Source organism: Parasphingorhabdus sp. DH2-15, assembly GCF_051668705.1.
Lineage (GTDB): Bacteria > Pseudomonadota > Alphaproteobacteria > Sphingomonadales > Sphingomonadaceae > Alterisphingorhabdus.
Genome location: NZ_CP196351.1, coordinates 2,603,444 through 2,626,937 on the forward strand (window position 1 = coordinate 2,603,444; position 23,494 = coordinate 2,626,937).

General features: G+C 51.6%; 24 protein-coding genes. 13 read left to right on the forward strand and 11 right to left on the reverse strand.

The window, feature by feature from the left end:
• Positions 1–59: 59 nt before the first annotated feature.
• From ACR9YC_RS12140 to ACR9YC_RS12150, 3 genes are all read left to right on the forward strand, one after another.
• Complete coding sequence (locus ACR9YC_RS12140; protein ID WP_438728012.1) at positions 60–830, forward strand: OmpA family protein; 771 nt, start codon at positions 60–62, stop codon at positions 828–830.
• A 108-nt stretch (positions 831–938) separates the two neighbouring features.
• Positions 939–1,484, forward strand: a complete 546-nt coding sequence (locus ACR9YC_RS12145; RefSeq protein ID WP_438728014.1) for a hypothetical protein — start codon at positions 939–941, stop codon at positions 1,482–1,484.
• Positions 1,485–1,528: 44 nt separating this feature from the next.
• The gene (locus tag ACR9YC_RS12150; RefSeq protein WP_438731818.1) at positions 1,529–2,314 is read left to right on the forward strand and encodes an SDR family oxidoreductase; all 786 of its coding nucleotides are present in this window, start codon (positions 1,529–1,531) and stop codon (positions 2,312–2,314) included.
• 332 nt (positions 2,315–2,646) lie between these two features.
• On the opposite strand, the gene ACR9YC_RS12155 is transcribed toward ACR9YC_RS12150, so the two are convergent.
• The 7 genes from ACR9YC_RS12155 to ACR9YC_RS12185 form a co-directional block, all read right to left on the reverse strand.
• Positions 2,647–3,288 (reverse strand): hypothetical protein, encoded by a 642-nt coding sequence (locus tag ACR9YC_RS12155; protein WP_438728016.1) that lies wholly within the window; start codon positions 3,286–3,288, stop codon positions 2,647–2,649.
• Positions 3,289–3,448: 160 nt separating this feature from the next.
• Positions 3,449–4,378 carry an electron transfer flavoprotein subunit alpha/FixB family protein gene (locus tag ACR9YC_RS12160; protein WP_438731821.1) on the reverse strand — a complete coding sequence of 310 codons (930 nt, stop codon included), beginning with the start codon at positions 4,376–4,378 and terminating at the stop codon, positions 3,449–3,451.
• Positions 4,378–5,124, reverse strand: a complete 747-nt coding sequence (locus ACR9YC_RS12165; RefSeq protein WP_438728018.1) for an electron transfer flavoprotein subunit beta/FixA family protein — start codon at positions 5,122–5,124, stop codon at positions 4,378–4,380. Before ACR9YC_RS12165 ends, ACR9YC_RS12160 begins: the two co-directional genes overlap by 1 nt.
• Before the next feature lie 127 nt (positions 5,125–5,251).
• Positions 5,252–6,451: an ADP-forming succinate--CoA ligase subunit beta gene (gene sucC, locus ACR9YC_RS12170; RefSeq protein WP_438728020.1), complete on the reverse strand. Its 1,200-nt coding sequence runs from the start codon at positions 6,449–6,451 to the stop codon at positions 5,252–5,254.
• Between the two features lie 157 nt (positions 6,452–6,608).
• Entirely contained in the window at positions 6,609–7,070 is a 462-nt protein-coding gene (locus ACR9YC_RS12175; RefSeq protein WP_438728022.1) for a hypothetical protein, read from the reverse strand.
• A 138-nt stretch (positions 7,071–7,208) separates the two neighbouring features.
• Complete coding sequence (gene ppa, locus ACR9YC_RS12180; protein ID WP_438728024.1) at positions 7,209–7,742, reverse strand: inorganic diphosphatase; 534 nt, start codon at positions 7,740–7,742, stop codon at positions 7,209–7,211.
• 47 nt (positions 7,743–7,789) lie between these two features.
• The gene (locus ACR9YC_RS12185) at positions 7,790–9,748 is read right to left on the reverse strand and encodes a M61 family metallopeptidase (RefSeq protein WP_438728026.1); all 1,959 of its coding nucleotides are present in this window, start codon (positions 9,746–9,748) and stop codon (positions 7,790–7,792) included.
• 229 nt (positions 9,749–9,977) lie between these two features.
• Here ACR9YC_RS12185 and hisS point away from each other — a divergent pair, with 229 nt between their 5' ends.
• Genes hisS through prmC form a run of 3 tightly spaced genes read left to right on the forward strand, consistent with a single transcriptional unit; the run spans position 9,978 to position 13,196 of the window.
• Positions 9,978–11,225: a histidine--tRNA ligase gene (hisS, locus tag ACR9YC_RS12190; protein WP_438728028.1), complete on the forward strand. Its 1,248-nt coding sequence runs from the start codon at positions 9,978–9,980 to the stop codon at positions 11,223–11,225.
• 6 nt (positions 11,226–11,231) lie between these two features.
• A complete protein-coding gene (gene prfA, locus ACR9YC_RS12195; protein WP_438728030.1) occupies positions 11,232–12,326 on the forward strand; it encodes a peptide chain release factor 1 in 1,095 nt (364 codons plus the stop codon).
• Between the two features lie 33 nt (positions 12,327–12,359).
• Entirely contained in the window at positions 12,360–13,196 is an 837-nt protein-coding gene (prmC, locus tag ACR9YC_RS12200) for a peptide chain release factor N(5)-glutamine methyltransferase (protein WP_438728032.1), read from the forward strand.
• Between the two features lie 32 nt (positions 13,197–13,228).
• Here prmC and ACR9YC_RS12205 read toward each other — a convergent pair whose 3' ends face one another.
• Positions 13,229–13,618: a VOC family protein gene (locus ACR9YC_RS12205; protein ID WP_438728034.1), complete on the reverse strand. Its 390-nt coding sequence runs from the start codon at positions 13,616–13,618 to the stop codon at positions 13,229–13,231.
• A 371-nt stretch (positions 13,619–13,989) separates the two neighbouring features.
• Between ACR9YC_RS12205 and ACR9YC_RS12210 the strand changes: the two genes are divergently transcribed.
• The 3 genes from ACR9YC_RS12210 (at position 13,990) to ACR9YC_RS12220 (ending at position 17,998) form a co-directional block, all read left to right on the forward strand.
• Positions 13,990–14,661, forward strand: a complete 672-nt coding sequence (locus ACR9YC_RS12210) for a DUF4167 domain-containing protein (RefSeq protein ID WP_438728036.1) — start codon at positions 13,990–13,992, stop codon at positions 14,659–14,661.
• Positions 14,662–14,805: 144 nt separating this feature from the next.
• Positions 14,806–16,404, forward strand: a complete 1,599-nt coding sequence (locus ACR9YC_RS12215) for a DUF4139 domain-containing protein (RefSeq protein ID WP_438728038.1) — start codon at positions 14,806–14,808, stop codon at positions 16,402–16,404.
• Between the two features lies 1 nt (position 16,405).
• The gene (locus ACR9YC_RS12220) at positions 16,406–17,998 is read left to right on the forward strand and encodes a DUF4139 domain-containing protein (RefSeq protein WP_438728040.1); all 1,593 of its coding nucleotides are present in this window, start codon (positions 16,406–16,408) and stop codon (positions 17,996–17,998) included.
• Positions 17,999–18,029: 31 nt separating this feature from the next.
• On the opposite strand, the gene ACR9YC_RS12225 is transcribed toward ACR9YC_RS12220, so the two are convergent.
• The gene (locus ACR9YC_RS12225; protein ID WP_438728042.1) at positions 18,030–18,332 is read right to left on the reverse strand and encodes a hypothetical protein; all 303 of its coding nucleotides are present in this window, start codon (positions 18,330–18,332) and stop codon (positions 18,030–18,032) included.
• A gap of 122 nt (positions 18,333–18,454) precedes the next feature.
• Here ACR9YC_RS12225 and ACR9YC_RS12230 point away from each other — a divergent pair, with 122 nt between their 5' ends.
• On the forward strand, positions 18,455–19,015 hold the full coding sequence (locus tag ACR9YC_RS12230) for a CBS domain-containing protein (RefSeq protein ID WP_438728044.1): 561 nt from the start codon (positions 18,455–18,457) through the stop codon (positions 19,013–19,015).
• Positions 19,016–19,039: 24 nt separating this feature from the next.
• Here the strand turns inward: ACR9YC_RS12230 and thpR are convergent, their stop codons facing one another.
• Positions 19,040–19,537 (reverse strand): RNA 2',3'-cyclic phosphodiesterase, encoded by a 498-nt coding sequence (thpR, locus tag ACR9YC_RS12235; RefSeq protein WP_438728046.1) that lies wholly within the window; start codon positions 19,535–19,537, stop codon positions 19,040–19,042.
• A gap of 178 nt (positions 19,538–19,715) precedes the next feature.
• Here thpR and ACR9YC_RS12240 point away from each other — a divergent pair, with 178 nt between their 5' ends.
• Together ACR9YC_RS12240 and ACR9YC_RS12245 are read left to right on the forward strand one after the other, a co-directional pair.
• Positions 19,716–20,477: a Bax inhibitor-1/YccA family protein gene (locus ACR9YC_RS12240; protein ID WP_438728048.1), complete on the forward strand. Its 762-nt coding sequence runs from the start codon at positions 19,716–19,718 to the stop codon at positions 20,475–20,477.
• A 261-nt stretch (positions 20,478–20,738) separates the two neighbouring features.
• The gene (locus tag ACR9YC_RS12245; protein WP_438728050.1) at positions 20,739–21,461 is read left to right on the forward strand and encodes a hypothetical protein; all 723 of its coding nucleotides are present in this window, start codon (positions 20,739–20,741) and stop codon (positions 21,459–21,461) included.
• A gap of 257 nt (positions 21,462–21,718) precedes the next feature.
• Here the strand turns inward: ACR9YC_RS12245 and ACR9YC_RS12250 are convergent, their stop codons facing one another.
• Positions 21,719–22,204: a hypothetical protein gene (locus ACR9YC_RS12250; protein ID WP_438728052.1), complete on the reverse strand. Its 486-nt coding sequence runs from the start codon at positions 22,202–22,204 to the stop codon at positions 21,719–21,721.
• A gap of 202 nt (positions 22,205–22,406) precedes the next feature.
• On the opposite strand from ACR9YC_RS12250, the gene obgE reads away from it, so the two are divergent.
• Positions 22,407–23,474, forward strand: coding sequence for a GTPase ObgE (obgE, locus tag ACR9YC_RS12255; RefSeq protein ID WP_438728054.1), 1,068 nt, complete (start codon positions 22,407–22,409; stop codon positions 23,472–23,474).
• Positions 23,475–23,494 lie beyond the last annotated feature (20 nt).

A 23,494-nucleotide genomic window follows, 5' to 3' on the forward strand; every position in this document is an offset into this window, starting at 1 on the left:
TGGACTCTCTGCTATTCGGACACTATCGTGTTTGCAATTGGATTAAGGGGAAATCAGCTATGAACGGTATGACCAAATTCCTAATCGGCGCCGGCGCAACGGCCCTGATGGCATGGGGAAATCACAGTGCGGTCGGCTCCGGCCAAGCCTTTGTCGATGCGCTTTCAGGCAAGACCAGCAGCATCATTGGCGATAGCGGGGTCAGTTTTGACTATTCTGCAAATGGTGCATTATCGCGCAGCGTCACGCTAAGCGGTGATGTGTCGGATGAAGAGAAAGCACGCATTACCAAAGAGCTTTCCGGCATTGATGGTATTGGCTCTATTACATGGTCTGGTGATGAAGGCGCAGATGGTGCTGAAGCGGATAGTGATGGTGACGCAACAGCGACAGCCGATAGCGATAGCAATGCAGCAACCGATGTTGCTCCCGCCAGTGAAGAAGTGGTCGCTGAATGTCAGGGCAATGTTGATGGTTTGCTTGCAGGCAAAACCATTGAATTTCGTCTTGGTAGCGCTTTTATCGCGGGCACCTCACAAGGACTTCTTGATGAAGTGGCTGAGGCTCTGAAACCTTGTGCAGGTACAGTGGTTGAAATTGGCGGCCATACTGACGCTTCAGGCACTGCTGAAATCAACACGTCATTATCACAAGATCGTGCTGATCGTGTGCGTGCTGCGCTGATAGAGCGCGGCGTTCCGGAAAGACAGTTGACCGCCAAGGGCTATGGCCCGTCAAAACTCAAAAACACAGCCAATCCACGCGCAGCGGAAAACCGCCGCATTGAATTTGGTGTAACATCAAGCGCTACTGCGCCAGAAGGGGAATAATCATGGCATTATTGTTAGAAAGCCTGTTGCTGCTTTTGGTTGTATTTTTGATCGGTCTCGGCATCGCCTATCTGATCTGGGGCCGCAAGGACGCATAAGGGGGCAGAAATGATTGCATTAATTACAGAAAATTGGTTCGTATTCCTGCTGGCCTTTATCTTTGGTTTGGCAACAGGTTGGTGGATTTGGGCGCGTTATAGCGCCGAAGCAGAAGCACAAACACCTGTTCTAGAGCCTGTAGCAGAGCCAGTGCCTGCACCAAAGATCGAGCCGGAGCCTGTCCGCGATGAATTGAAAGTCGACAATCTAGCCAAGGCCGAAGCCAATCCGGTTGCAGCCGCCGCTGCACCCATTGCGGTTGCAGCAGTGCCAGAAGGTAAGCCGAAAATCGCCGCTGCGGTTGGTGAACCCGATGATCTGCGCCAGATTAAAGGTGTCGGGCCAAAGCTCAACACCCTGCTAAACTCTTTGGGTGTCAGCCGCTTTGACCAAATCGCCGCATGGGGTGAGGCAGATATTGCCGAAGTTGATGGCCATTTGGGCAGCTTCAAAGGCCGTATCAGCCGCGACAATTGGGTCGATCAGGCAGGATATCTTGCCAAAGCAGACATTGCAGGCTTTGAAGCCAAATATGGCAAGATGCTGAAAAACTGATCAGCAAATACAGCCATTTAGCGGCGTGATTTTGAGGCAAGAATATTATGCGGCTAAATGACAAATCGGCTGTAATTACCGGTGGCGCACGTGGCATCGGTCTGGCCATTGCGAGGCGCTTTCTTGACGAAGGCGCCTCTGTCATTCTGACAGATAAGGATGATGATTGCGGCACCGATATGGCCAACACTCTTGGCTGTGATTATCGCCATCTTGATGTTGCCGACGAGTCCGCGTGGAGCGCATTGGAGCGTGACGTGCCTGCCATAGACATCATGGTCAATAATGCGGGTGTAACCGGCTTTGAAGAGGGCATGGTATCGCACGACCCAGAGAATGCCGCGCTTGAACACTGGCGCGCGGTCCACGCCGTTAATCTGGACGGCACATTTCTGGGCTGCCGCTATGCCATCCGCGCGATGAAGGCCAAAGGCGAAGGCGCTATCATCAACATTTCATCACGTTCCGGCATGGTAGGCATCCCCGCTGCAGCGGCCTATGCCAGCTCCAAAGCAGCCATTCGCAACCATAGCAAATCGGTCGCGCTCTATTGCGCGCAACAGGGCTGGAATATCCGCTGTAATAGCGTTCACCCCGCGGCCATCCTGACACCAATGTGGGAGCCTATGCTGGGCAGCGGGCCGGAGCGCGACGCAAATAAGGCGGCATTTGTGGCCGATACGCCGATGAAAAGATTTGGTGAACCCGAAGAGGTTGCCGCTATCTGCGCCATGCTGGCCAGCGATGAAGCAGCCTATATTACAGGCAGCGAATTCACCATTGATGGCGGACTGCTGGCCGGATCGGCAGCTTCACCGACGCAGGAATAGTAACCACAAAAGTCTTGCTATGATATCATACCCCCATCAGCGTTGAGATCATTCCCTAATTACGAGACAAAAAACCTCGCCATACTGATATAATAAGATTCTAGCGCCTTGCCGTCTTTGCCTATTGCAGGAGTAAATCGGCTATTTTGTAATATCTCTCGGCAAACATCTTTATAAAAGTTTCGTGCCAATTTCCCCGGCTCGGTTATGCAATCGCGCGCTCTGCCTGACTTGTCCACGATCACTCTATAGATGACAGATGCATATTCATAATCGTAATTATATGCCAGTAATGGTGACAACCAACGCTTCTGCACATTCGCTCTGGGTCGTCATTTTAACTGCTTCTGCTCGGCAATATTGAGGCCCATATTGGCAATCATTTTTTGCATACAATTATCAAGCAACAAGAACACATCGGCCAATGACCCGCTATTCAAATCAATGTCCCATCGGCCAGCATTACGGATAGATATTGATTTTACCTGCCCCTGCGCCTCTCGCTCTAATGCGGTATTTTCCGCGAGCCAATCGGCATAGTTTTGACCATCTTCTTCAAAATATGCTGCTGCCTTTATATCAATCCGCAATCCGGAATTGAATTTCAAACTGTGCTTGCATCCGAACCGGCCACTATCATAGCTGATGATATGTTCACCAAATTGCGATCCAAAGGATAAAGCAGCCTCTTCATCCCAAGCCGTAAGTTTGGCAATCCGGCCGGATATCTCCACGTAAAAATCTGACCCTAGGCCATTTTTCTGCAAAATCAATGTGGTAGGCGCTTTGGGATCGCCAAATGCCCGAGTCGCGGTGCACTGTATCCGATCACTTGTAACTTCCCATTGCCCAATAGGGTCAAGGACTTCATGCTTCCGCGCTTTGCCATATGATGGATTATGTAGTGTCACTAACAGTATACCAATAGCGAAAGCCAAAACTGTCCGAGCCAATGATCTACTGACGGTAGGCATTGCTCAATCTCCTCCAAATCTGCGCGATCAATCAGTCCTCATAAAAAAGCCTAGGCACTGCAAATGAACGGGCCATAAGCAATAAATATAAAAAAGCCCCGGCGGATTGCTCTGCCGGGGCTTTTTTAATTCATTATGACCGCTTTTGCGGGGATGCTTGTTACAGCTTACCAGTAAGCTCCGGCACAGCATCGAACAGATCGGCGACAAGGCCAAGATCGGCAACTTGGAAGATCGGTGCGTCTTCGTCTTTGTTGATCGCGATGATGGTCTTGCTGTCTTTCATGCCCGCAAGGTGCTGGATCGCGCCGGAAATGCCGATAGCGACATAGACTTCTGGAGCGACAATCTTGCCGGTCTGGCCGACCTGATAATCATTGGGCACATAGCCTGCATCAACCGCCGCACGCGACGCACCGATACCTGCACCCAATTTATCGGCCAAAGGCGTGATGACCTCTTCGAATTTTTCCGAAGAGCCCAAGGCACGGCCGCCCGATACGATAATCTTGGCGCTGGTCAATTCAGGGCGCTCACTCTCGGCAATTTCTTCGCTAACAAAAGCAGACAGGCCAGCATCGCCAGCGCCGGAACCCGCTTCAACCGACGCGCTGCCGCCCTCGGCTGCTGCTTTATCAAAGGCCGTACCGCGCACGGTGATGACCAATTTGGCATCTGCGCTTTCCACCGTGGCAATGGCATTGCCCGCATAGATGGGCCGCGTAAATGTGTTGGCACTCTCAACCGACAAAATGTCAGAGATTTGCATAACATCCAGCAAGGCCGCAACGCGCGGCGCGATATTTTTGCCCGTGGTAGTGGCCGGTGCCAAAAACGCATCATGGTTGCCCATCAGGTCAGCGATCAGCGGCGCCGTATTTTCGGCTAGCAAATTGGCATAAGCCGGATCATCAGCAACATGCACAGTGGCAACGCCAGCAATTTTGGCAGCCTGTTGCGCAACCGCGTCACAGCCGGACCCCGCAACCAAGGCATGGACTTCGCCCAGCTTTGCCGCAGCGGTGACCACTGCCAGAGTAGCGTCTTTTACCGATTGATTGTCATGTTCGACAAGAACGAGTGTTTTCATCATGCCACTCCCATATCTTTAAGTTTCGCGACCAGCGCGTCCACATCTTCCACCTTGATACCGGCTGAGCGGACGGGCGGCTCTGAAACGTTCAGCGTTTTCAGGCGCGGTGTGATATCAACACCATAATCATCTGGTGATTTGGTATCCATCGGCTTTTTCTTTGCCTTCATAATATTTGGCAAAGTGGCATAGCGTGGCTCATTCAAGCGCAGGTCGACAGTGATGATAGCGGGCAGATTGACTTTCACGGTCTGCAAACCGCCATCAATTTCACGCGCCACAGTGGCCGCGCCGCCATCAATCTCTACCGTATTGGCAAAGGTTGCCTGACCCCAGCCGAGCAAAGCGCCCAGCATTTGGCCGGTTTGGTTGCTGTCATCATCAATGGCTTGCTTACCCAAGATAACAACTTGCGGTGCCTCTTCTTCCACCACTTTGGCCAGCAATTTGGCGACCGCCAATGGCTCAACAGTTTCATCAGTGGAAATCAAAATCGCGCGGTCCGCGCCCATAGCCAATGCCGTACGCAGCGTTTCCTGAGCTTTTGCGGGGCCAATAGAAACGGCAACCACTTCTTCTGCTTTGCCCGCTTCTTTTTGCTTAATCGCCTCTTCAACAGCGATTTCGTCAAAAGGGTTCATCGACATTTTAACATTGTCGAGATCCACGCCAGAGCCATCCGCTTTCACGCGCGGCTTCACATTATAGTCAATAACCCGTTTTACGGGCACCAGAATTTTCATGTTGGTTCGGTCCTTCCTATGGACAGACAGCGCGATTCATGCCGCGCTGCCCGTAACATCTGCTAATGTATATAGTTGACGTTAACGTGAACGTCAACCTAACACTCTGTCGGCAAAAAAGCGCGTGCTATGCGGCCTCTTTCACCTGAGCAACAATCTTTTGTGCAGCATCGCCGAGATCATTGGCGCTAACGATAGGCAAGCCGGAATTGTCCAAAATTTCCTTGCCTTTATCGACATTGGTGCCTTCCAAACGGACCACCAGCGGCACATCCAGTTCCACCTCTTTCGCAGCGATAACAATGCCTTCTGCAATGGTATCACAGCGCATGATGCCGCCAAAAATATTGACCAAAATGCCTTTAACCGCTTCATCAGCCAAAATGATTTTGAACGCAGCTGTTACTTTCTCGGTTGTTGCACCGCCGCCTACGTCCAGGAAGTTGGCAGGGAATGCACCGTTCAATTTGATGATGTCCATGGTCGCCATGGCCAGACCAGCGCCATTGACCATACAGCCAATGCTGCCATCCAGCTTAATATAGGCCAGATCATATTTGCTGGCTTCTACTTCGGCAGGGTCTTCTTCTGTCTCGTCGCGCAGCGCTTCGATATCGGGGTGGCGATAAAGCGCATTGCCGTCAAAACTCATCTTGGTGTCGAGCACCAGCAATTCGCCGCCTTCGGTTTCCACCAGCGGGTTGATCTCCATCATCTCGCAATCCATCGCCATAAAGGCAGTGTAAAGCTGCTTGCCCAGTTTCTGCGCCGCTTTGTTCAGCGCGCCGTCCAGCTTCAGCGCATAGGCCAAAGCGCGGCCATGGTGCGGCATAAAGCCCTGCGCAGGATCAATGGTGATGGTGGTGATTTTTTCCGGCGTGTCATGCGCAACCGCCTCAATATCCATACCGCCTTCGGTTGAGACAACCATGGCAACGCGGCCCGTGGCACGATCAACCAGCATGGAGAGATAATATTCATCGGCAATATCAACACCATCCGTGATGTAGAGACGGTTTACCTGCTTACCAGCATCGCCGGTTTGCGCGGTCACCAATGTATTGCCCAGCATTTCTGCGGCATTTTCGCGCACTTCATCAATGGATTTGGAAAGACGGACACCGCCTTTTGCATCAGCGCCCAATTCCTTGAACTTGCCCTTGCCGCGTCCACCGGCATGGATTTGTGCCTTCACCACATAGAGCGGGCCAGGCAATTTCTCTGCAGCAGCAACCGCTTCTTCAACGGTCAATGCAGCATGTCCTGCTGGAATAGCGATGCCGTGTTTGGCGAGCAATTCTTTGCCCTGATACTCATGAATATTCATTTTGAGAGGAGACCCTTTCCGGTTAAGTCCTGTCTGTTACGCCAAAACGCAGGGGCTAACCTGCAATTAAGCGAGTCCTTACAATTGCTTTACGCTTAAGCATAGCCAGAGCAGAATTTCCAGAGGGCAATAGCCTCAATATGGTGAGTTTTTGAACTCAGCTCTCATCACTGTCTTTGTCAGGCTTACTATATGGCACAAATTCACCAAGCACACAGAGCGAACGGGGTATGCCAGTAAAGCGGTCGACCCGCCTGACCTGATCGTTTTTGCAGACATTCCCGCTGCGTATGACCGGTATCAGAATGTCCTTTTTGCTGTTCAGGCCCGGGCAAATTGAGCGCAAATTGTTGCGATACACAATATCGCCGCGACGAAAGGCTATAATGTCTTCCCCGACTGCAATGGGGGTGGCGTTGCCAAGGGTGGGCAAACAGTCGCGCGGCTCACCCGCTATTTTGCCCTTAAACAAACGATCATATGCCTTTTGATTGCGAACCGGAGCCTTGTCCGATTGCTCGCTTTCAATTGCTATATCATCCGTATCCGCAGAGACAGCAAAAGGCGCAAAACCAGCCAGCAAAACCGCACTTAATGGAATGAATGTCTTTCGCAGCATATGATCGCCTTTCGCCCAATATTCAGAAACCAATATCTTAACAGCTATAACCGGCACGAAGCCGACTATATATGTAATCAGCCTAATATCGATAGATGAATGCAGAATGAGCGCTGCATTTGCATCAGCAATCCGTGTTTATGACCCTGTTTGCGCGCGTTCAATTGCCTCAATCACAACCTGACGTGCCTCATCAGCATCGCCCCATTTGCCGACGCGGACCCATTTTTCGCTTTCCAGATCTTTATAATGGGTGAAAAAATGCTCAATCTGCTGACAGACAATGTCAGGCAGGTCGGCACGCTCACGCACGCTAGTATAATAAGGGAAGGTCGCTGTATCAGGCACACAGACCAGTTTTTCATCGCCTCCATGCTCATCTTCCAGATTGAGCACAGCAATTGGACGACAGCGGACAACAGCGCCCGGAATGAAAGGGGAGCGTGCAACTACCAGAGCGTCCAGCGGGTCGCCATCAGGTGATAAAGTATGCGGTATAAATCCGTAATTGGCAGGATAGCGCATCGGCGTATGCAATATGCGGTCAACAAAAATTGCACCGGAATCCTTATCAAATTCATATTTTACCGGCTCACCGCCCGCAGGGACTTCGATGATGACGTTCAGGTTGTTAGGCGGGTTTTTACCGATGGGGATGGCATTTATTTGCATGATTAATCTCTCTTTGGCCTGAATAGGGCCGGTTTTGATATGCTGTATTACTGAGCAGTCAGGGTTTTGGGAGCGAGCAGCAGATCAAGACTGCCATCACCCTCACCCGTCTTTTCGAGGCGCGGGTAGCGCAGGCCGCCGCTATAGTCGATAGAAACCGTCTTAAAACGGTCACCTTTTTTGATCAGCAGCGTTAATGGCTCCGAACCGGCAATAGCGGCCTCTGTTATCGCTTCTTTCAACGCACCGGTTGAAAAATTCTTGCCATTTACGGCCATGATCTCATGCCCATTGGTCAAGCCTGCCTTGAATGCAGGGGAATCCCAGATCACCGCGTTGATGGAACCACTGCGGCTGACAAACATGCCTATGGAATACGTAAAATCAGCGCCGCCACTGCCCTTTTCACGGTTTTTGATGAAGTCAGTCGGCTTGTCGCTATAGACTAAGCGGTAACCGCCCATTTCCAGACCATTTTTCGGCGCTTCTTTGGTTGTCGAATAAACCCGTTCTTGCAGGAAACCGTCCCAATCATAAGGCTGTATTTTTTGCAGATTGGCGACAACATCGTCATAATCATAGGTCACCACGCCCCAATCACCTTCCCGTCCACCAAAAAAGAGCTTGGCGAAATCTTCAAGCGATTTGCTGTTCCCGCTCTCGCGGCGGATGATACCATCAGCCTCCAGCCAGATCAGCATACCCTCATTATAATAATCTTCCGAACGCTGCCAGCTTGTCCATGGCTTTGGCCGTCGTGCAGCGATAATCGGGTCATGGGTTGTATCTGCCAATGGCCGCCATGTCCGCCCAACCCGTTGATCAAGCGATGCAGCGACATTGGCGAGGGCGTCCAGCGTTTGCTGTTTGGAAAATAATCCGGAGCGCGCTGATAAAATATATCCCCAAAATTGCGTCTGCCCTTCATATACCCATAGCATATCATCGCGGCTTTCTGTGCGGAAATCCGGAGCCCATATACCCTCTGATCGACGATATTTGCCATTCCAGCTATGCACCACTTCATGCGGCAAAAGTCCGCGCCGCCCTGCACCTGATTTCCATTCTGTGAAATAGCCGCGATTAACACCATTTTCGCTTGATCGGTGGTGCTCAAGGCCAATTCCGCCCATTTCTTCTGTCAGGGCGAGCAGGAAATCATAGCGGTCATAATGCTCTACCCCAAACAGCGCACGCGCTTCGCGCACCAGCCGCCGGTGATATTCTATCTGCTCTTCACTGGCTTCCAGATCTTCCGCAGCATCGGCAACAACATTCAGCGCGACCTTATCGGACAATTGCCAGCGCTTAAAATATCGTCCGGCAAATACCGGGCTATCAACCAGCGTATCATAATCGACAGTCTCATATGTCACAGTATCGCCCTGCTTGCTGCGTGCGCGCATGGCCGATGCATCCTGCCAGCCCTGTGGCCAGGTCACCGTTGCAGAAACGTCGATATTGCGGGTGTAATATCCCGCAGGATAAAGCGACATGGCATGCCAGCGCAAATTCATCATATTGGGCGTAACGACAACGCGCCCTTGCCTACGATCCGTTGCAGAGGTGAATTGGAATTTGGCTTTGATGGTCTTCACCCCGCGCGGCACTTCAATATGAAGTGCATAAACATCCAGCGAATCGCGCGTCCATTTCAATGTCTCGCCATTGCCAGTAAAGGTAAGGCCAACCAGCTTTTCAATCTGCCCACGCGGAGCGTGATTGCCTGGCAACCATTCCGGATAAAGCAAAGTGAAACGGCCAGAGCGCGGCACAGGAATATCCTGCTCAACGCGGAAGATTGCGCGATCTATATCTCTGGCATCAATATTAAGGCGCATAACTCCGCGATACGCCTTATCCTGTGCCACCGGTACAATATCGACTATTTGCTCTTCAATCGGCTCACTATTGCCTTTTTGCGCTAATGTTGGGCCGGTCAATGCCAGTGCAGACACAACCAATAAAGAGGCAGATTTCGCGAGTGAGAGTGTTTTGAAACGCATTGAGACAGATACCTTTTCTCAAAAATTACGCCGATAGGCGCACCGGATAGCAATATGATGCTAGTTATATTTATGTGCCAGATACAATAATATCTGGCATCAACAAGGCCATAGGCGCAAGTATATGGTCAGATTTTCCTAAAGCGAGGCTTTGGGTTTTGCAAAAAACCCGCTAAAGGCTCGCCCTTCAACATATAATGCGCAAGGCGTTTACGGTACGAGCTACTTCATGGCAAAACACAATATCCCCAGCGCCATTCGCGGCACACAAGACATTTTTGGCGAAGATCAGGAACGTTTCGGCCATGTTGTAGAGACATTTGACCGCGTACGCCGGCTTTATAATTTCAAGCGTGCAGAACTGCCTGTTTTTGAAGCTACCGGCGTTTTTGCGCGTTCGCTCGGTGAAAGCACCGATGTTGTTTCCAAAGAAATGTACAGCTTTGACGACCGCAGCGGCGATTCCCTAACCCTGCGGCCAGAATTTACCGCCGGTATCGCACGTGCCTATCTGACCAATGGTTGGCAGCAACACGCCCCGCTCAAACTGGCAACGCATGGCCCGCTATTCCGTTATGAACGCCCGCAAAAAGGGCGCTATCGTCAATTCCACCAGATTGATGCAGAGATTATCGGCGCAGCGGAGCCGCAAGCTGATGTGGAACTGTTGGTCATGGCCGATCAATTGCTGAAAGAACTCGACATCGATCAAGGCGTGACATTGCAGCTTAACACTTTGGGCGACAGTGCCACGCGCGCAGCATGGCGCACTGCGCTGGTCGACCATTTTGAAAAGCATAAGGGCGAACTGTCAGAAGATTCGCAAAACCGGCTGGAGAGCAATCCGCTGCGCATATTGGACAGTAAGGAGGCGCAGGACCGCCCTATTGCCGATAGCGCGCCGGATATTGATGAATTTCTGTCTGATGAGGCCGCTGCATTTTTCGCCAGCGTCACAAGCGGTTTGGACGCTGCGAATGTTGCGTGGCAGCGCAATAGCCGCTTGGTGCGCGGGCTAGACTATTATCGCCACACCGCTTTTGAATTTGTTACCGGTCGGCTGGGCGCACAAGGCACGGTTTTGGGTGGTGGCCGCTATGATGGCCTTATCCAGAATATGGGCGGCCCAGCGACACCGGCTGTTGGCTGGGCAGCGGGTATAGAAAGGCTGGCGATGCTGCTGGACGCATTGCAGACGCCAAAGCTCGATGTCGCTGTGGTTGCGGAAAACCGTGATCGTGAAAGCGAGGCTATGGCGTTGGTTTCCCAATTGCGCCGCGGCGGTGTGTCAGCAGAAATCTTCGCTACAGGCAGTCCTAAAAAACGCTATAATAGAGCGGTGAAAACATCTCCGCGTTTTATTGCCTCACTGGATGTCCGTGATGGCGAAAAGACACAAGGCTTGAGTGCGCAAGGCGATGAAGCAGATGATCGCATTACTTCACTCTTTGATAACCGCGCATGGCTTAAAGGCTAAAGTGCAATGACCACGACCCCGCAAATTTCTGGCGAACGCATCGCACAGATTGAGGCACGCTTTGATGAGCTGCAGGCCAAAATGGCATCTGGTGCATTGGATGGCGATGCCTTTGTGGCGGTATCAAAAGAATATGCCGAGGTCGAACCAGTGGCCAAGGCCGCAGCCGAAGTGCGCCGTTTGCGTGCAGAGATGGCGGTGTTGCAAGGGTTGGTGACCGAGGCCGGTCAAGATGCCGAAATCAAAGCGATGGCAGAAGAAGAACTCTCCGATCTGCAAAGCCAATTGCCCGAAGCCGAACATAGCCTAGCGATTCAACTATTGCCCAAAGACAGTGCGGATGAACGCCCGGCGATGCTGGAAATCCGTGCAGGCACGGGCGGCGATGAAGCGGCTTTGTTCGCGGGCGATCTGTTCCGCATGTATGAGCGTTTCGCTGCGGAGCAAGGGTGGCGGATTGAAATGATCAGTGCCAATTCTGCGGACCAAGGCGGGTTTAAAGAGGTTGTGGCCAATGTCACGGGCACAGGCGTGTTTGCCAAGCTGAAGTTTGAAAGCGGCGTGCACCGCGTGCAACGTGTGCCAGTGACCGAAAGTGGCGGACGCATTCACACATCAGCCGCCACCGTGGCCGTTCTGCCCGAACCGGAAGATGTGGACATTGACATTAACGATCAGGACCTGCGCATAGATGTCTTTCGTGCATCAGGCGCTGGCGGACAGCATGTTAACACTACGGATAGCGCGGTGCGGATTACCCATATCCCGACCGGCACAGTGGTCAGCCAGCAGGATGAAAAATCCCAGCATAAGAACAAAGCCAAAGCGATGAAAATCCTGCGCGCCCGTATCTATGAGCAAGAGCGGCTGCGCATTGCCGAAGAAGAAGCCGGTGCACGCAAATCCATGGTCGGTTCAGGCGACAGATCAGAGCGCATCCGCACCTATAACTTTCCGCAAGGGCGTGTGACCGATCACCGCATCAACCTAACGCTGCACCGTCTGTCAGAGATTTTGGAAGGCGCTGGCCTTAGCGAGCTAACCGATGCTCTTATCGCGGAAGACCAGGCCGAACGTCTCGCCAATCTGGCCAATGGCTGACGGATTTGTAGCGATACCGATGCCGGTTTCTTTATGACCACAATAGCAAACACCTTGCGCCATGCGGCGGAGCAGCTAGCCGCTATTAGCGATACGGCGCGGCTAGATGCTGAATTGTTAATGGCCCATGCCCTGAATATGGAACGCGGGGCCATGCTGCTACACAAGATGCACGATCCGGCACCGGCCCTATTCGGCCCGTTATTGCTGCGCCGGCTGGCCCATGAGCCTATTGCTTATATTATAGGCAAAGCGGAGTTTTGGAGTCTGACTCTAAATGTCACGCCTGATGTGCTGATCCCGCGCGGCGATAGTGAAACCTTGATTGAGGCGGCATTGGCAGAATGTAAAGCGCAAGCCCCTGCTACAATTTTGGACCTTGGCACAGGCTCTGGCGCGTTGATTTGCGCTGCGCTCAGCGAATGGCCCGACGCAAAGGGTGTAGCCATCGATGCCAGTGAACAGGCCTTACACATTGCCGAGCAAAATATAACGAATTTGGGTTTTGCTGACAGATGCCAGACCCAGCACCAAAGCTGGCGCACAGCCCATTGGCAAGACAAACATAATAACCGCTATGATCTGATCTTGTGCAACCCGCCCTATGTCGAGTCTGCGGCGGAGCTTGCATCCGAAGTGCGCGACTTTGAACCTGGTTCAGCCTTATTTGCAGGGCCTGAGGGAATGGATGACTATGCCATTTTGATCCCGCAAATAGCCGATATGTTAACCCCATATGGCATCGCGATCTTTGAAATCGGCAGGGGTCAACTTGATGCAGTCGGCAATATGGCTAAGCAAGTAGGCCTGTCATGGTCGGCCTATAATGATCTTGCCAATATTCCCCGCGCTATCGTCATGCGGGCATAACAACCCATTGGCGGCTATATACAGCGCGGAATTTAAGAACTCAGCTGAAGCAACTGAATCAAATTGCCGCATGTGTCATCAATGGTCGCCATTGTAACGTCGCCTGCTTTGACCGGTTGCTGCGTCACTCTAACGCCAGCGCTTTCCAGCCGAGCAATCTCGGAATGGATATCATCAACGCTAAATGCCGTGAACGGAATACCATCTGCCATAAGCGCCGCCTGAAAGGCCTGTGTCGCGGCATGTTGATTGGGCTCCAAAGCCAATTCCACACCATCGGGTTCTTCAGCCGATACCAAAGTAAGCCAGCGAAACTCCCCTAGCGGGATATCATGCTTCACCACGAAACCCAGCTTCTCGGTATAAAAAGCCAAGGCCTTTGCCTGATCATCCACGGCAACACTTTTGATATACATTTTCATTTCGATATCCCCCTTTCACCAAAGCTATCATCAGGCCGCCTAACCAGCATGGGCAGATAAAATCCGCCAGCGGCACGGATTATTTCAATAAAAGCGGCGCTTATAAAACTATACAATTTTTCCCTTGGCAAGCGGCAATGACCGCGCTAGTCATAAAGACGCAAAGGCAGGACATTAGTGTCAGCCTATTGCATAATCCCGGTTAAAGGATGTTTTTGACCCTCTGGGCTGATACGCACATTTGCAATTTAGAACAATTTTGCGGCTGGTTTCCAGCACTGTCTTTTTGCAAGCGAATCCAGTCTTTAATGGTCAGCCCTGCATGATTTTGACCGCTCGCCCAATAAGTAATTGCAAGGATTGGCGAACACGTGAACAATAACAATAGAGGCCCGAACCGTCGCCGTGGCCGTAACAACAATAATAATCGCAACAATGGTGGTAATCGCGGTGGTGTCGATAGTGGCAACCGCATTGACAATCGCGCACGTGGAAACGCCAACCAATTGTTGGAAAAATATAAAAAGCTGGCGCATGATGCGCAAATGGCTGGCGACCGTGTAAACCACGAATATTATTTGCAATTTGCCGATCACTATTTCCGCGTTTTGGCCGACAATAAAGCCCGTCAGGACGAAGCCCGCGCCAAGCGTGAGGAAGAACGTCCTCGCCGCAATGCCGATGATCAAGACGATGATGATCGTGATAATAATGCGCGCAATGACGATGATGACCGCGGCAATGACGGCGGATCAGATTCCAGCCAAGGCGCAGCCAATGACGAGCAGGATCAAGACGATCAACCGCGTCGTCGTCCGCGTGCACGTCGCAAACCGGCAGATGACGACAAACCGCGCGGCCGCAGCAACAAGAGCGTGGACAAATCGGAGTCAGCCGATACTTTGGATGCGAATGTTCTGCCCCCTTCCATCAGCAGCGATTGTGCCGCCGAAGAGGAAAAGCCCAAGCCCAAAAAGCGTGCACCGCGCAAGCGTAAACCAGCCAGTGATGATGGTGCTGATTCAGCTGTAGCAGCAGAATAAACCTGAAATTGGCTTTACAACATAATCGCTAGTCAACGGCTTAACCCATCAGGCCCAGCGCATTAACGCTGCCCGTCCCGTTGGTTTTTCTCCTGTTCATATCGATCGAGATATGACATTCTCCACGTCAAAAGGGAGATGGGTATGGCAAGGGATCAGCAGCGTAACACATTGGCAATAGCCGCATTGTCCGGTTACATTACAAATCCGGCACGCCGGCGCGCAGGCATATTATGTGCCGCTTTCATCAGCACTGCGGCAGTCGCAATATTGGCCAGTCCGGCGCTTTATGCGCAGACCAGTGCAGAGGAAAAATCTGCGCAAGGCGATGTATCGGTCACCATATATAATAGCGGTCAGGCGCTGATCCGTGACGAACGACAAATCACACTGCCCAACGGCATGACCCGTATTCCCTTTCCCGATGTTTCGGCGCAAATCCGCCCTGAAACAGTCACGCTGAACGGCAGCAATTTCGACATATTGGAACAGAATTTCGATTTTGATCTGCTCTCACCCGGCGCATTAATGGCCAAGGCTGTAGGGCAAAATGTCACCTTGCTGCGCACCAACCCGGCGACCGGCGCCGAAACCCGTGAACGCGCGAAAATATTGGCGGTTAATGGCGGAGTAGTCATGCAAATTGGCAGCCGTATTGAAGTGTTGCGCGATGATGGCCTACCAGTGCGGGTGATTTTTGACCGTATTCCGCCCAATTTGCGTGCCAAGCCAACATTGTCTGTCACTGTAGATTCCAAGACAGCGGGCAAACGCCCGTTATCGCTCAGCTATCTTAGCAACGGACTGGATTGGCGCGCTGATTATGTCGCCCTGTTTGATGAAGCCAAGGGCGCGATTGATGTACAGGGCTGGATAACGCTGACCAACAATACCGGCACCACTTTCACCAACGCCAATACATTGCTGGTGGCCGGCGAAGTTGCCACTCTTCAGCAGGGCCGCAACAATTTTAACCGGAACGGAAACCGCAACCGTAATCGCCAGATACGCGGTAATAATCCGGGCACCGAAAGCGCCAATCGCGAACGGCTTGGCGACTTTTATATCTATCCACTGGAAAAGCGCACAACCATCGCCAATGCCCAGCAAAAGCAGGTCAGCTTTCTGGATGTTGCTGGCGCAGCGGCATCGCGTGGCTATCAATATACAAATGGCTGGCTCTATTCCAATAAAGATGAAGCCGAGAGCGTTCAGACCATTTTGAAATTCTCTACCAGCCGCGAAGGTGGATTAGGGGATGCCCTGCCCGCCGGTATTGTGCGGGTCTATCAACGCGACAAGCGCGGCAATGCACAATTTACGGGTGAAAGCGCCATTGGCCATACGCCCGGCGGCTCTGATCTGGCCATTGCAACGGGTGAGGCTTTTGACATCAAAGTGCAGCCTGTCGTGCTCGACCGCAGCCGGATCAGCAGCGGCGAATGGGAAGAATCCTATCGCTATCGCATTACCAAGGATGACGGCAGCAGCGAGACTATAAAGGTTGACCGTTCGGTCACCTATTACCGGACCCAAATGCAATATACTGTTAGCAATGCCAGCAACAAAGCAGTGACGGTTGATCTGGCACAATCAGGGCTCAACAATTATTGGGGTGATACGCGGGTGCCGAGCGAAAGCATCAAGGGCGCACAACGCAACGCCAATACGCGCGTGTGGCAAGTCCCTGTGCCTGCCAATGGTGAGACAGTGGTCACTGTGACCTTTGATACGCGCTATTAATATGCCGCATATATCGCGCCTCTTTCTTATGATTGCGGGGTTGCTTACTCCCGCCATTGCTTCCGCACAGCAGGATGTTTCTGTACAGGCAGCAGTGCCAAACACCGTCACATCGGACACTCCCGATTCAGTGGAGGTCTCCATCTATCGCGGATCGTCTGCATATGGGCGGGAGTTTGAACTGGACTATCTGGAAGGCTTTGCCCTGATCAGCGAGACGCGGACAGTAACGCTGCCGCCTGGCCCTGCCACTGTCCGTTTCGAAGGCGTGGCAAGCGGCATTGAACCGGCCAGTGCTTTGGTCAAAGACGTAGGTATTGAAGAGAAAAACCAAGATGCGAATCTGCTGAGCCAACGCGGTCTGCTCGACCATTTTACCGGTCAGCACGTCACCATAAAACGCACCAATGCGGCAACCGGTGAAGTGACCGAAGAACGCGCCACCATCCGCTCAGGCAGCGATCAGCTATTGATACAAACCAGTGCGGGTTATGAGGCAGTGGCCTGTACTGGGCTAAACCAGACATTGGTATTTGATCGCGCACCCAAAAACCTCTCCGCCAAACCGACATTGTCCGTCGCCATGCCCGATCAACCGGGCGGCCGTTACACCATAACCCTCACCTATTTGGCGGCCAATTTTGACTGGCAGGCCAATTATGTCGCTGAACTAAATGATGATGGCACCAGCGTCGATATATTGGGCTGGCTGACCATGGCATCGGGCGATGCTACAAGTTTTATCGATGCCAGCGCCAACGCCGTAGCGGGTGAGGTATATCGCGAAGAAGATGATGACGAAGACTCGCTCTATGAGCAAGGTTCGCAGCCAATACGCTATCGCTGTTGGCCGCAAGGAACCACCGGGCAGTTTTCGGGTTATCGTTATCAGAAGCGCAGATATGCACTTTTTGCTCCCCCTCCACCTCAGCCCGTGATGGCTTTTGCCCCTCGAGCACGATTCTCTGAATCTGCCGCGGATAGCATCATCGTCACAGGAAGCCGGATTGCCGATCAAGAGGCATTGGGCGACCTCAAGCTTTATCGCATTCCCTTCCCCACTACGGTTGCATCAAACAGTCAGAAACAGGTCGCCTTCCTCAATAAGCGCGGTGTGAAGGGAGAAATTATTTACGAATTATATGTTGAAGGCGAGGATGATCTGGATGACATTACCCGTATCTTCCGCATGCAGAATGAGAAAGAAGAAGGACTAGGCGAGCCGCTTCCTTCTGGCAGCTTCGCCTTTTTCCAGCGCGCATTGGGTTATCGGCAATTGGTCGGTGAAGACAATATCCGCGACAAAGCCATCGGCGAGGAACTGGAACTGGAACTGGGCGGTGCGGACAATGTTACAGCCGATATCGATTATGGTGACAAAGAGGGTAAGGACTGGGAGGAGTTTGTTCTGACCGTGCGCAACGCCAATCCGCATCCTGTAACCATAGAATCTGAATTTGCTGGTTATGATGACTATGAGCATAAGCGCTTTAGTCAACGCACCTTTAAACGCGACGGCTTGCCTATATGGCGCACTATTGTACCTGCCAATGGCGAAATGAAGCTGAAATATCGCGCTTATGAGAAAAACTAATGCGCTATGCTAAGTTAGCGAGCGCATTACTCTAATTCTCATTGTCCTGCCAGTCAGCGTCAATATTGTCATCGATAGATTCATCATGGCCAGTACCATGTGAAAGAAACACCAGACCCATAAGCAAGCCAGTGAGCATGATCGTCACCCCGATACCCAAGGCCGCGCCGATATAAACATGGACGGAAACAAAACCGTGCTGCCAATAGAGCCAAGCAAAACCGATTAATATTGCGGCCAGCGTAATAAGGCCCATAAGCCGCATCATCCTGCGAAAGCGTCCCCAGGCAAAAGCCGCGATTTCAGGATTGTCGAGATTAGATGGTTTGGGCAAGACAGGCTTTCATGGCGGCAAATCGGTATATTTGCACCGTGTAATATAGCCAATATGAGCATGAGCGCAACGGTACAGGACACAACAGATTTTGCAATTCGGGCAATTTGTGAAACGATGTTGTGCTTGCGAAACCAAATTGCGGCGATTCGGTCCGCATTATCACGGTTCGCAAAGGGTCTTTCGGTCCATCTTCCCTATCACAGGTGCTGGGCCGGAAGCATTTGGGAGATGATGCCATGACGATAGAGATTATTCTGCAACAAAATGCCAGCCATGATTTGGTGAGTTGTGAGTGTGACGAGCCTGTATATGCGGTGGTGAAACGTCTCGCCGAGAAACGCATAGGTGCGATGCCCGTGCTGCGTGACGGGCAAGTGCAAGGTATATTTTCGGAGCGTGATCTGGTCTATCGCATTGCCTCTGACGGCGATACAGTGCTGAAACATGCAGTAAAAGAGGTTATGACCGCTCCTGCTGTGACCATCACCTCCGGCACCAGCATATTGGCCGCCTTATCACTAATGACACGGCGGCGTATCCGTCACTTGCCTGTCGTTGATGACGGGGTTTTAAGAGGTTTTGTATCCATCGGCGATCTGGTCAAATACCGGATTGAGATGATCGAACAGGAAGCCGCCGCCATGCGCGATTACATCGCTCAAGGCAGCAATATGGCATAAAGCTGTTAGCCAGTCAGACGCTATCTAGCACTCAGCCACTGGCCATTCTGCAATGGGATGATAGCTTGCGCCTCTATGCCCGATAATAGATTCAAACATTATCAGCCGGTTAAAAACAAAGGGCTCACTCGTTAAATCGGAGTGACCAGCAACAAACGCCTCCGCACCGCGGGCAGCAGCGGATAATCTGGCCATAGTTATATGCGGTATAAATTTGTGATGCTCTGGCGGCAACCTGCAGCGTACAGCCATCGCGTCCAATGTATTGTGCATCGCCAGCAATCCATCACGCGGCGCAACACCAGCCCATATTTGGTCAATGCGCCCCTTATGCTGGAAATATCCCATGCCGTTCAATGTAACTGGCGGACATAACCATTGCTCACTCTCTGCCATGGTGATCAGCATATCGGCTATATGGCGATCCACCTTACCAAGATAACGCACAGTAAGGTGTAATTGGCTAGCATCTTGCCAGCGTGCAGCAGAAACACCGCCCTGACAAAGCAGCAGCTGACGCATAATTGGTTCTGGTGGAACAAGCGCAAAAAATAATCGCATAGAGAGTGTTTACCAAAAAGTTCGACGAACGACAGACTGTTATTGCTATGTTCCATGCATCAATGCTTGAATTTTGCTGTGAAATACACGATATTGAGTGTAATTCGACGCTAATGTCGATGCAAAGGAGCGAATGCATATGAACAATCGGTTTGATCCACGCATGACGGGTGGCCGCCAGCCCGGGTCACCTTATGCAACACCCCGCGACACTATGGGTGAAGCGGAATTTGATGCTGGACTGCGCAAATATATGCTGTCCATCTATAATTATATGACCAGCGGCATTTTGCTGACAGGTATCGTCGCGCTGCTCTTTTCTTGGGGCGGCACGGACAGCATGGCCTATTCCGTTTTCGCCGGTCCTGGCATTTTGAAATGGGTTATCATGCTCTCGCCACTGGCGATCGTTTTCGCGATGAGCTTTGGTCAGAACAAATTTTCGACCGCCACATTGCAGCTTATGTTCTGGGGCTTTGCCACTTTGATGGGCCTCAGCCTATCCACAATCTTCCTGGTTTATACAGGCGGATCAGTGGCTTTGGCCTTCTTCTCGACCGCGGCAGCTTTTGCGGGGCTCAGCTTGTTTGGCTATACCACGCAGAAAGACCTGTCTGGTTGGGGTAGCTTTTTGATCATGGGCGTTATCGGCCTGATCGTGGCGTCTGTCCTTAACATGTTCTTAGGCAGCGGTCCGCTGGATCTTATCATCAGCTTGCTGGGCGTTCTGATTTTCGCTGGTCTGACGGCCTATGACACACAGCGCCTGAAAAGCATGTACAGCTATGTTGCTGGCACGGATATGATGGGCAAAGTGGTCATCATGGGCGCGCTTAGCCTGTATCTGGACTTTATCAATATGTTCCAGTTCCTGCTCAGCCTATTGGGCAGCCAAGAATAAACATACATCCTGCAAAGAAGCAGCACACATTCAAAGCCCGGCATTACTCCTCACGGATTTTTGTCGGGTTTTTTGTTGGTCATTTGCCCACAAAGGGCTGCACATAAATCAAGATAAGGCACATGACGCAGTTTGGCGCAGATGCGAAACTGTCTGCGGGTTTTGCTTGCGCACCAATCACTTGTTTCATAAGCTCTACCAATATTTGCATAATATGCTGCACGAGATCAAAGATAGCATAAGACTATATTGGGGTTCCAAATGCGCGCGTTTAAAAATCTGTCCCTTGTTGTTCTGGCCGTGGCTGCTTTGGCCGCTTGTGCACCGCCACCTCCACCACCCCCACCGCCACCACCGCCGCCAGCGCCGGTAGTGGTTGCGCCACCTTCCATTCCATTGCCGCCCTTGGGGGCATCCACTTCGCTGGTGGTGCCTGCTTTGAATGCAGAGGGCAAAAGACTGACCATCAACCGCGATTTGGGTGAGTTGGAAACCTTATGGCATTTCCGCGCTGCCTATAATGTTGGCGGTCTAAGCTGCCTTGAAGACGGTTATGCAAATATCGCGACCGATTATAACCTTTTCCTGCAAAAACATAGATCAACGCTCAGAAGCGCGAACACGGCCATTGAAGGCAAATTCCGCCGCGAACATGGCAGCAATTATCGCAGAATCCGCGATACCCATACAACACGGGTCTATAACTTCTTCTCCTTCCCACCTGTTAAGCAGGAATTCTGTCAGACCATACAAACATTAGGGCAGCAAGCACTCGCCATTAGTGATCGGGAAAATCTCATCACCTTTGCGGGCGGTGCTCTGCCACGACTTGAAGGGATTTATGATCGCTTTTATGCTGATTATGAAGCCTATCAGGCGGCTTTGGCTGATTGGCAATTGCGCTATGGCAACAATGCCGCAGACGACGTAAATGTCTCTGATCAAGTTCCAGTAGCATCTGAACCAGCCAATACCAGTGGTTGACGCAAAGACTAAGCGAAACGGTTTGAGGCTATCTCGCTGCAATTGTTCGATATTCATTAGACAAAGAAAAACCCGGCGATCAAAAGGGGGAAAATCGCCGGGTTCTCTAATGTTGCTGCCCCTCACAGGGTGAGGGAGGAGTTGAGAGCGAGGAGCAGCAATCTCGTTACTCTATACGGTTCGACACTAATCCTATTTAGGTTACAAAAAATATTACCGATTTGTAATTTATTGTATCGGACCGCAATTAATGCGTTTTACAGCGTGATCCGGAATGAAGCTGCGCGGTTAACCTGACGTATGCGGTTTCTTGGGCCAAAGACATCGCCAGAAATCTCGGAGATTTCGCCAAATTCAGCTTCATTCTGATTGACCAGATTATAACCTGTGCCTTCGCGATAAGCTGCGACATCACCAGATGAGCGTGGAACCGTGTTAAGCGGGTTCAGTGTTTCGGCGCCGAAGTTTCCGCTGCGAATTTGTGAGGGCAGATATTCCTCTGCAGGTGCCGCTTCACCGCTAACACCTATGGTGCCGGCTTGATCGTCGAGATTGAATGAAAAGTCAGACAATGAAGACGGACCAGTCGGCGCGGCTATGACAGGTGTTACGGCTGCTGACACTACAGAGATATTTGCAGCCTCATCAGGGCCAGCATCTGCATATGCACTTGGCATAGTGGCTATTGAAGCCAAAGTAACTGTCGCGAAAGCCAGTGAGAAACGTTTGATTGTAAAGGCCATGATTAACTCCCAATTTTTTACTTATCGTATTTTTCAATCTATACTGCGGTTTCGCATCAAGACATCGATTGGTTACACATTCAAAATAAATATTGGCCAGACGATTGATCGGGCGATTGATCAGGCGATTGAACAGCCGCAATTATTCGGCTGTCTATCAATCACACTGGCATATTGCGGCAGTCTCGCATAAAGGGCAGCTATGCATTTTCTAGATCAGGCCAAAATATATCTTAAATCCGGAGCTGGCGGCCCCGGCGCGGTGAGCTTTCGCCGTGAAAAATATATCGAATATGGCGGTCCCGATGGCGGCAATGGCGGCAGAGGCGGCGATATTATTTTGGAAGCCGTGCCGGGCCTCAACACCTTAATCGACTTTCGCTATAAACAGCATTTCAAAGCGCCGCGCGGTCAAGGCGGTCAAGGCAAGCAGCGCACAGGCGCGGGCGCAGATGATCTGGTCATCCCGGTTCCGGTCGGCACGCAAGTGTTGAGCGAGGACAAAGAAACCGTTTTGGCAGACCTTACCGAAGTCGGACAGCAGGTTAAAATGTTGACGGGCGGCGAAGGCGGACGCGGCAATTTGAGTTACAAAAGCTCAACCAACCGCGCACCGCGCCAGCACCAGCCCGGTGAAGCCGGTCAGGAATTATGGGTTTGGTTACGCTTGAAATTGCTTGCGGATGTCGGCCTGCTCGGTATGCCCAATGCTGGTAAATCGACCTTTATCAACCAGATTACCAACGCCAAGGCCAAGGTGGGCCATTATGCCTTCACGACATTGCGTCCACAACTGGGCGTGGTGAGCCATAAACATCGCGAATTTGTGCTGGCAGATATTCCTGGTCTGATTGCAGGCGCCGCAGATGGTGCAGGTATTGGTGACCGTTTTCTAGGGCATATCGAACGTTGCCGTGTCCTTATCCATTTGATTGACGGCGATGGCGATGATCCAGTGAAAGCCTATAATATCGTGCAGGAAGAATTGCAGGAATATGGCTATGGGCTGGCGGAAAAGCCGCAATTGGTTGTGCTCAATAAAGCTGATGCCATTGATGAAGAATTAAGCGATTATCTATCAGGCTTGCTGGAAGATTCAGGCGCGCAAAGAGTGTCTGTTATTTCTGCCATGTCAGGCCGTGATATGGACAAGCTGCTCGACCGGGTGATTGATTATCTGCCCAAATCCACCATGCTGGAAACGCCCAACACCACTGATGATGGCAGCAATGATGAGGACGGTGGCGCAGCGCCATGGTCACCTGTGTAACGGCTTAACATAGGGCTGGT

Excerpts from the sequence above, each read along its gene's own strand:
- ACR9YC_RS12140 (WP_438728012.1), top strand. The coding sequence starts at position 60 with ATGAACGGTATGACCAAATTCCTAATCGGCGCCGGCGCAACGGCCCTG.
- ACR9YC_RS12145 (WP_438728014.1), top strand. The coding sequence starts at position 939 with ATGATTGCATTAATTACAGAAAATTGGTTCGTATTCCTGCTGGCCTTT.
- ACR9YC_RS12155 (WP_438728016.1), bottom strand. The coding sequence starts at position 3,288 with ATGCCTACCGTCAGTAGATCATTGGCTCGGACAGTTTTGGCTTTCGCT.
- ACR9YC_RS12160 (WP_438731821.1), bottom strand. The coding sequence starts at position 4,378 with ATGAAAACACTCGTTCTTGTCGAACATGACAATCAATCGGTAAAAGAC.
- ACR9YC_RS12165 (WP_438728018.1), bottom strand. The coding sequence starts at position 5,124 with ATGAAAATTCTGGTGCCCGTAAAACGGGTTATTGACTATAATGTGAAG.
- sucC (WP_438728020.1), bottom strand. The coding sequence starts at position 6,451 with ATGAATATTCATGAGTATCAGGGCAAAGAATTGCTCGCCAAACACGGC.
- ACR9YC_RS12175 (WP_438728022.1), bottom strand. The coding sequence starts at position 7,070 with ATGCTGCGAAAGACATTCATTCCATTAAGTGCGGTTTTGCTGGCTGGT.
- ppa (WP_438728024.1), bottom strand. The coding sequence starts at position 7,742 with ATGCAAATAAATGCCATCCCCATCGGTAAAAACCCGCCTAACAACCTG.
- ACR9YC_RS12185 (WP_438728026.1), bottom strand. The coding sequence starts at position 9,748 with ATGCGTTTCAAAACACTCTCACTCGCGAAATCTGCCTCTTTATTGGTT.
- hisS (WP_438728028.1), top strand. The coding sequence starts at position 9,978 with ATGGCAAAACACAATATCCCCAGCGCCATTCGCGGCACACAAGACATT.
- prfA (WP_438728030.1), top strand. The coding sequence starts at position 11,232 with ATGACCACGACCCCGCAAATTTCTGGCGAACGCATCGCACAGATTGAG.
- prmC (WP_438728032.1), top strand. The coding sequence starts at position 12,360 with ATGACCACAATAGCAAACACCTTGCGCCATGCGGCGGAGCAGCTAGCC.
- ACR9YC_RS12205 (WP_438728034.1), bottom strand. The coding sequence starts at position 13,618 with ATGAAAATGTATATCAAAAGTGTTGCCGTGGATGATCAGGCAAAGGCC.
- ACR9YC_RS12215 (WP_438728038.1), top strand. The coding sequence starts at position 14,806 with ATGGCAAGGGATCAGCAGCGTAACACATTGGCAATAGCCGCATTGTCC.
- ACR9YC_RS12220 (WP_438728040.1), top strand. The coding sequence starts at position 16,406 with ATGCCGCATATATCGCGCCTCTTTCTTATGATTGCGGGGTTGCTTACT.
- thpR (WP_438728046.1), bottom strand. The coding sequence starts at position 19,537 with ATGCGTCAGCTGCTGCTTTGTCAGGGCGGTGTTTCTGCTGCACGCTGG.
- ACR9YC_RS12240 (WP_438728048.1), top strand. The coding sequence starts at position 19,716 with ATGAACAATCGGTTTGATCCACGCATGACGGGTGGCCGCCAGCCCGGG.
- ACR9YC_RS12245 (WP_438728050.1), top strand. The coding sequence starts at position 20,739 with ATGCGCGCGTTTAAAAATCTGTCCCTTGTTGTTCTGGCCGTGGCTGCT.
- ACR9YC_RS12250 (WP_438728052.1), bottom strand. The coding sequence starts at position 22,204 with ATGGCCTTTACAATCAAACGTTTCTCACTGGCTTTCGCGACAGTTACT.
- obgE (WP_438728054.1), top strand. The coding sequence starts at position 22,407 with ATGCATTTTCTAGATCAGGCCAAAATATATCTTAAATCCGGAGCTGGC.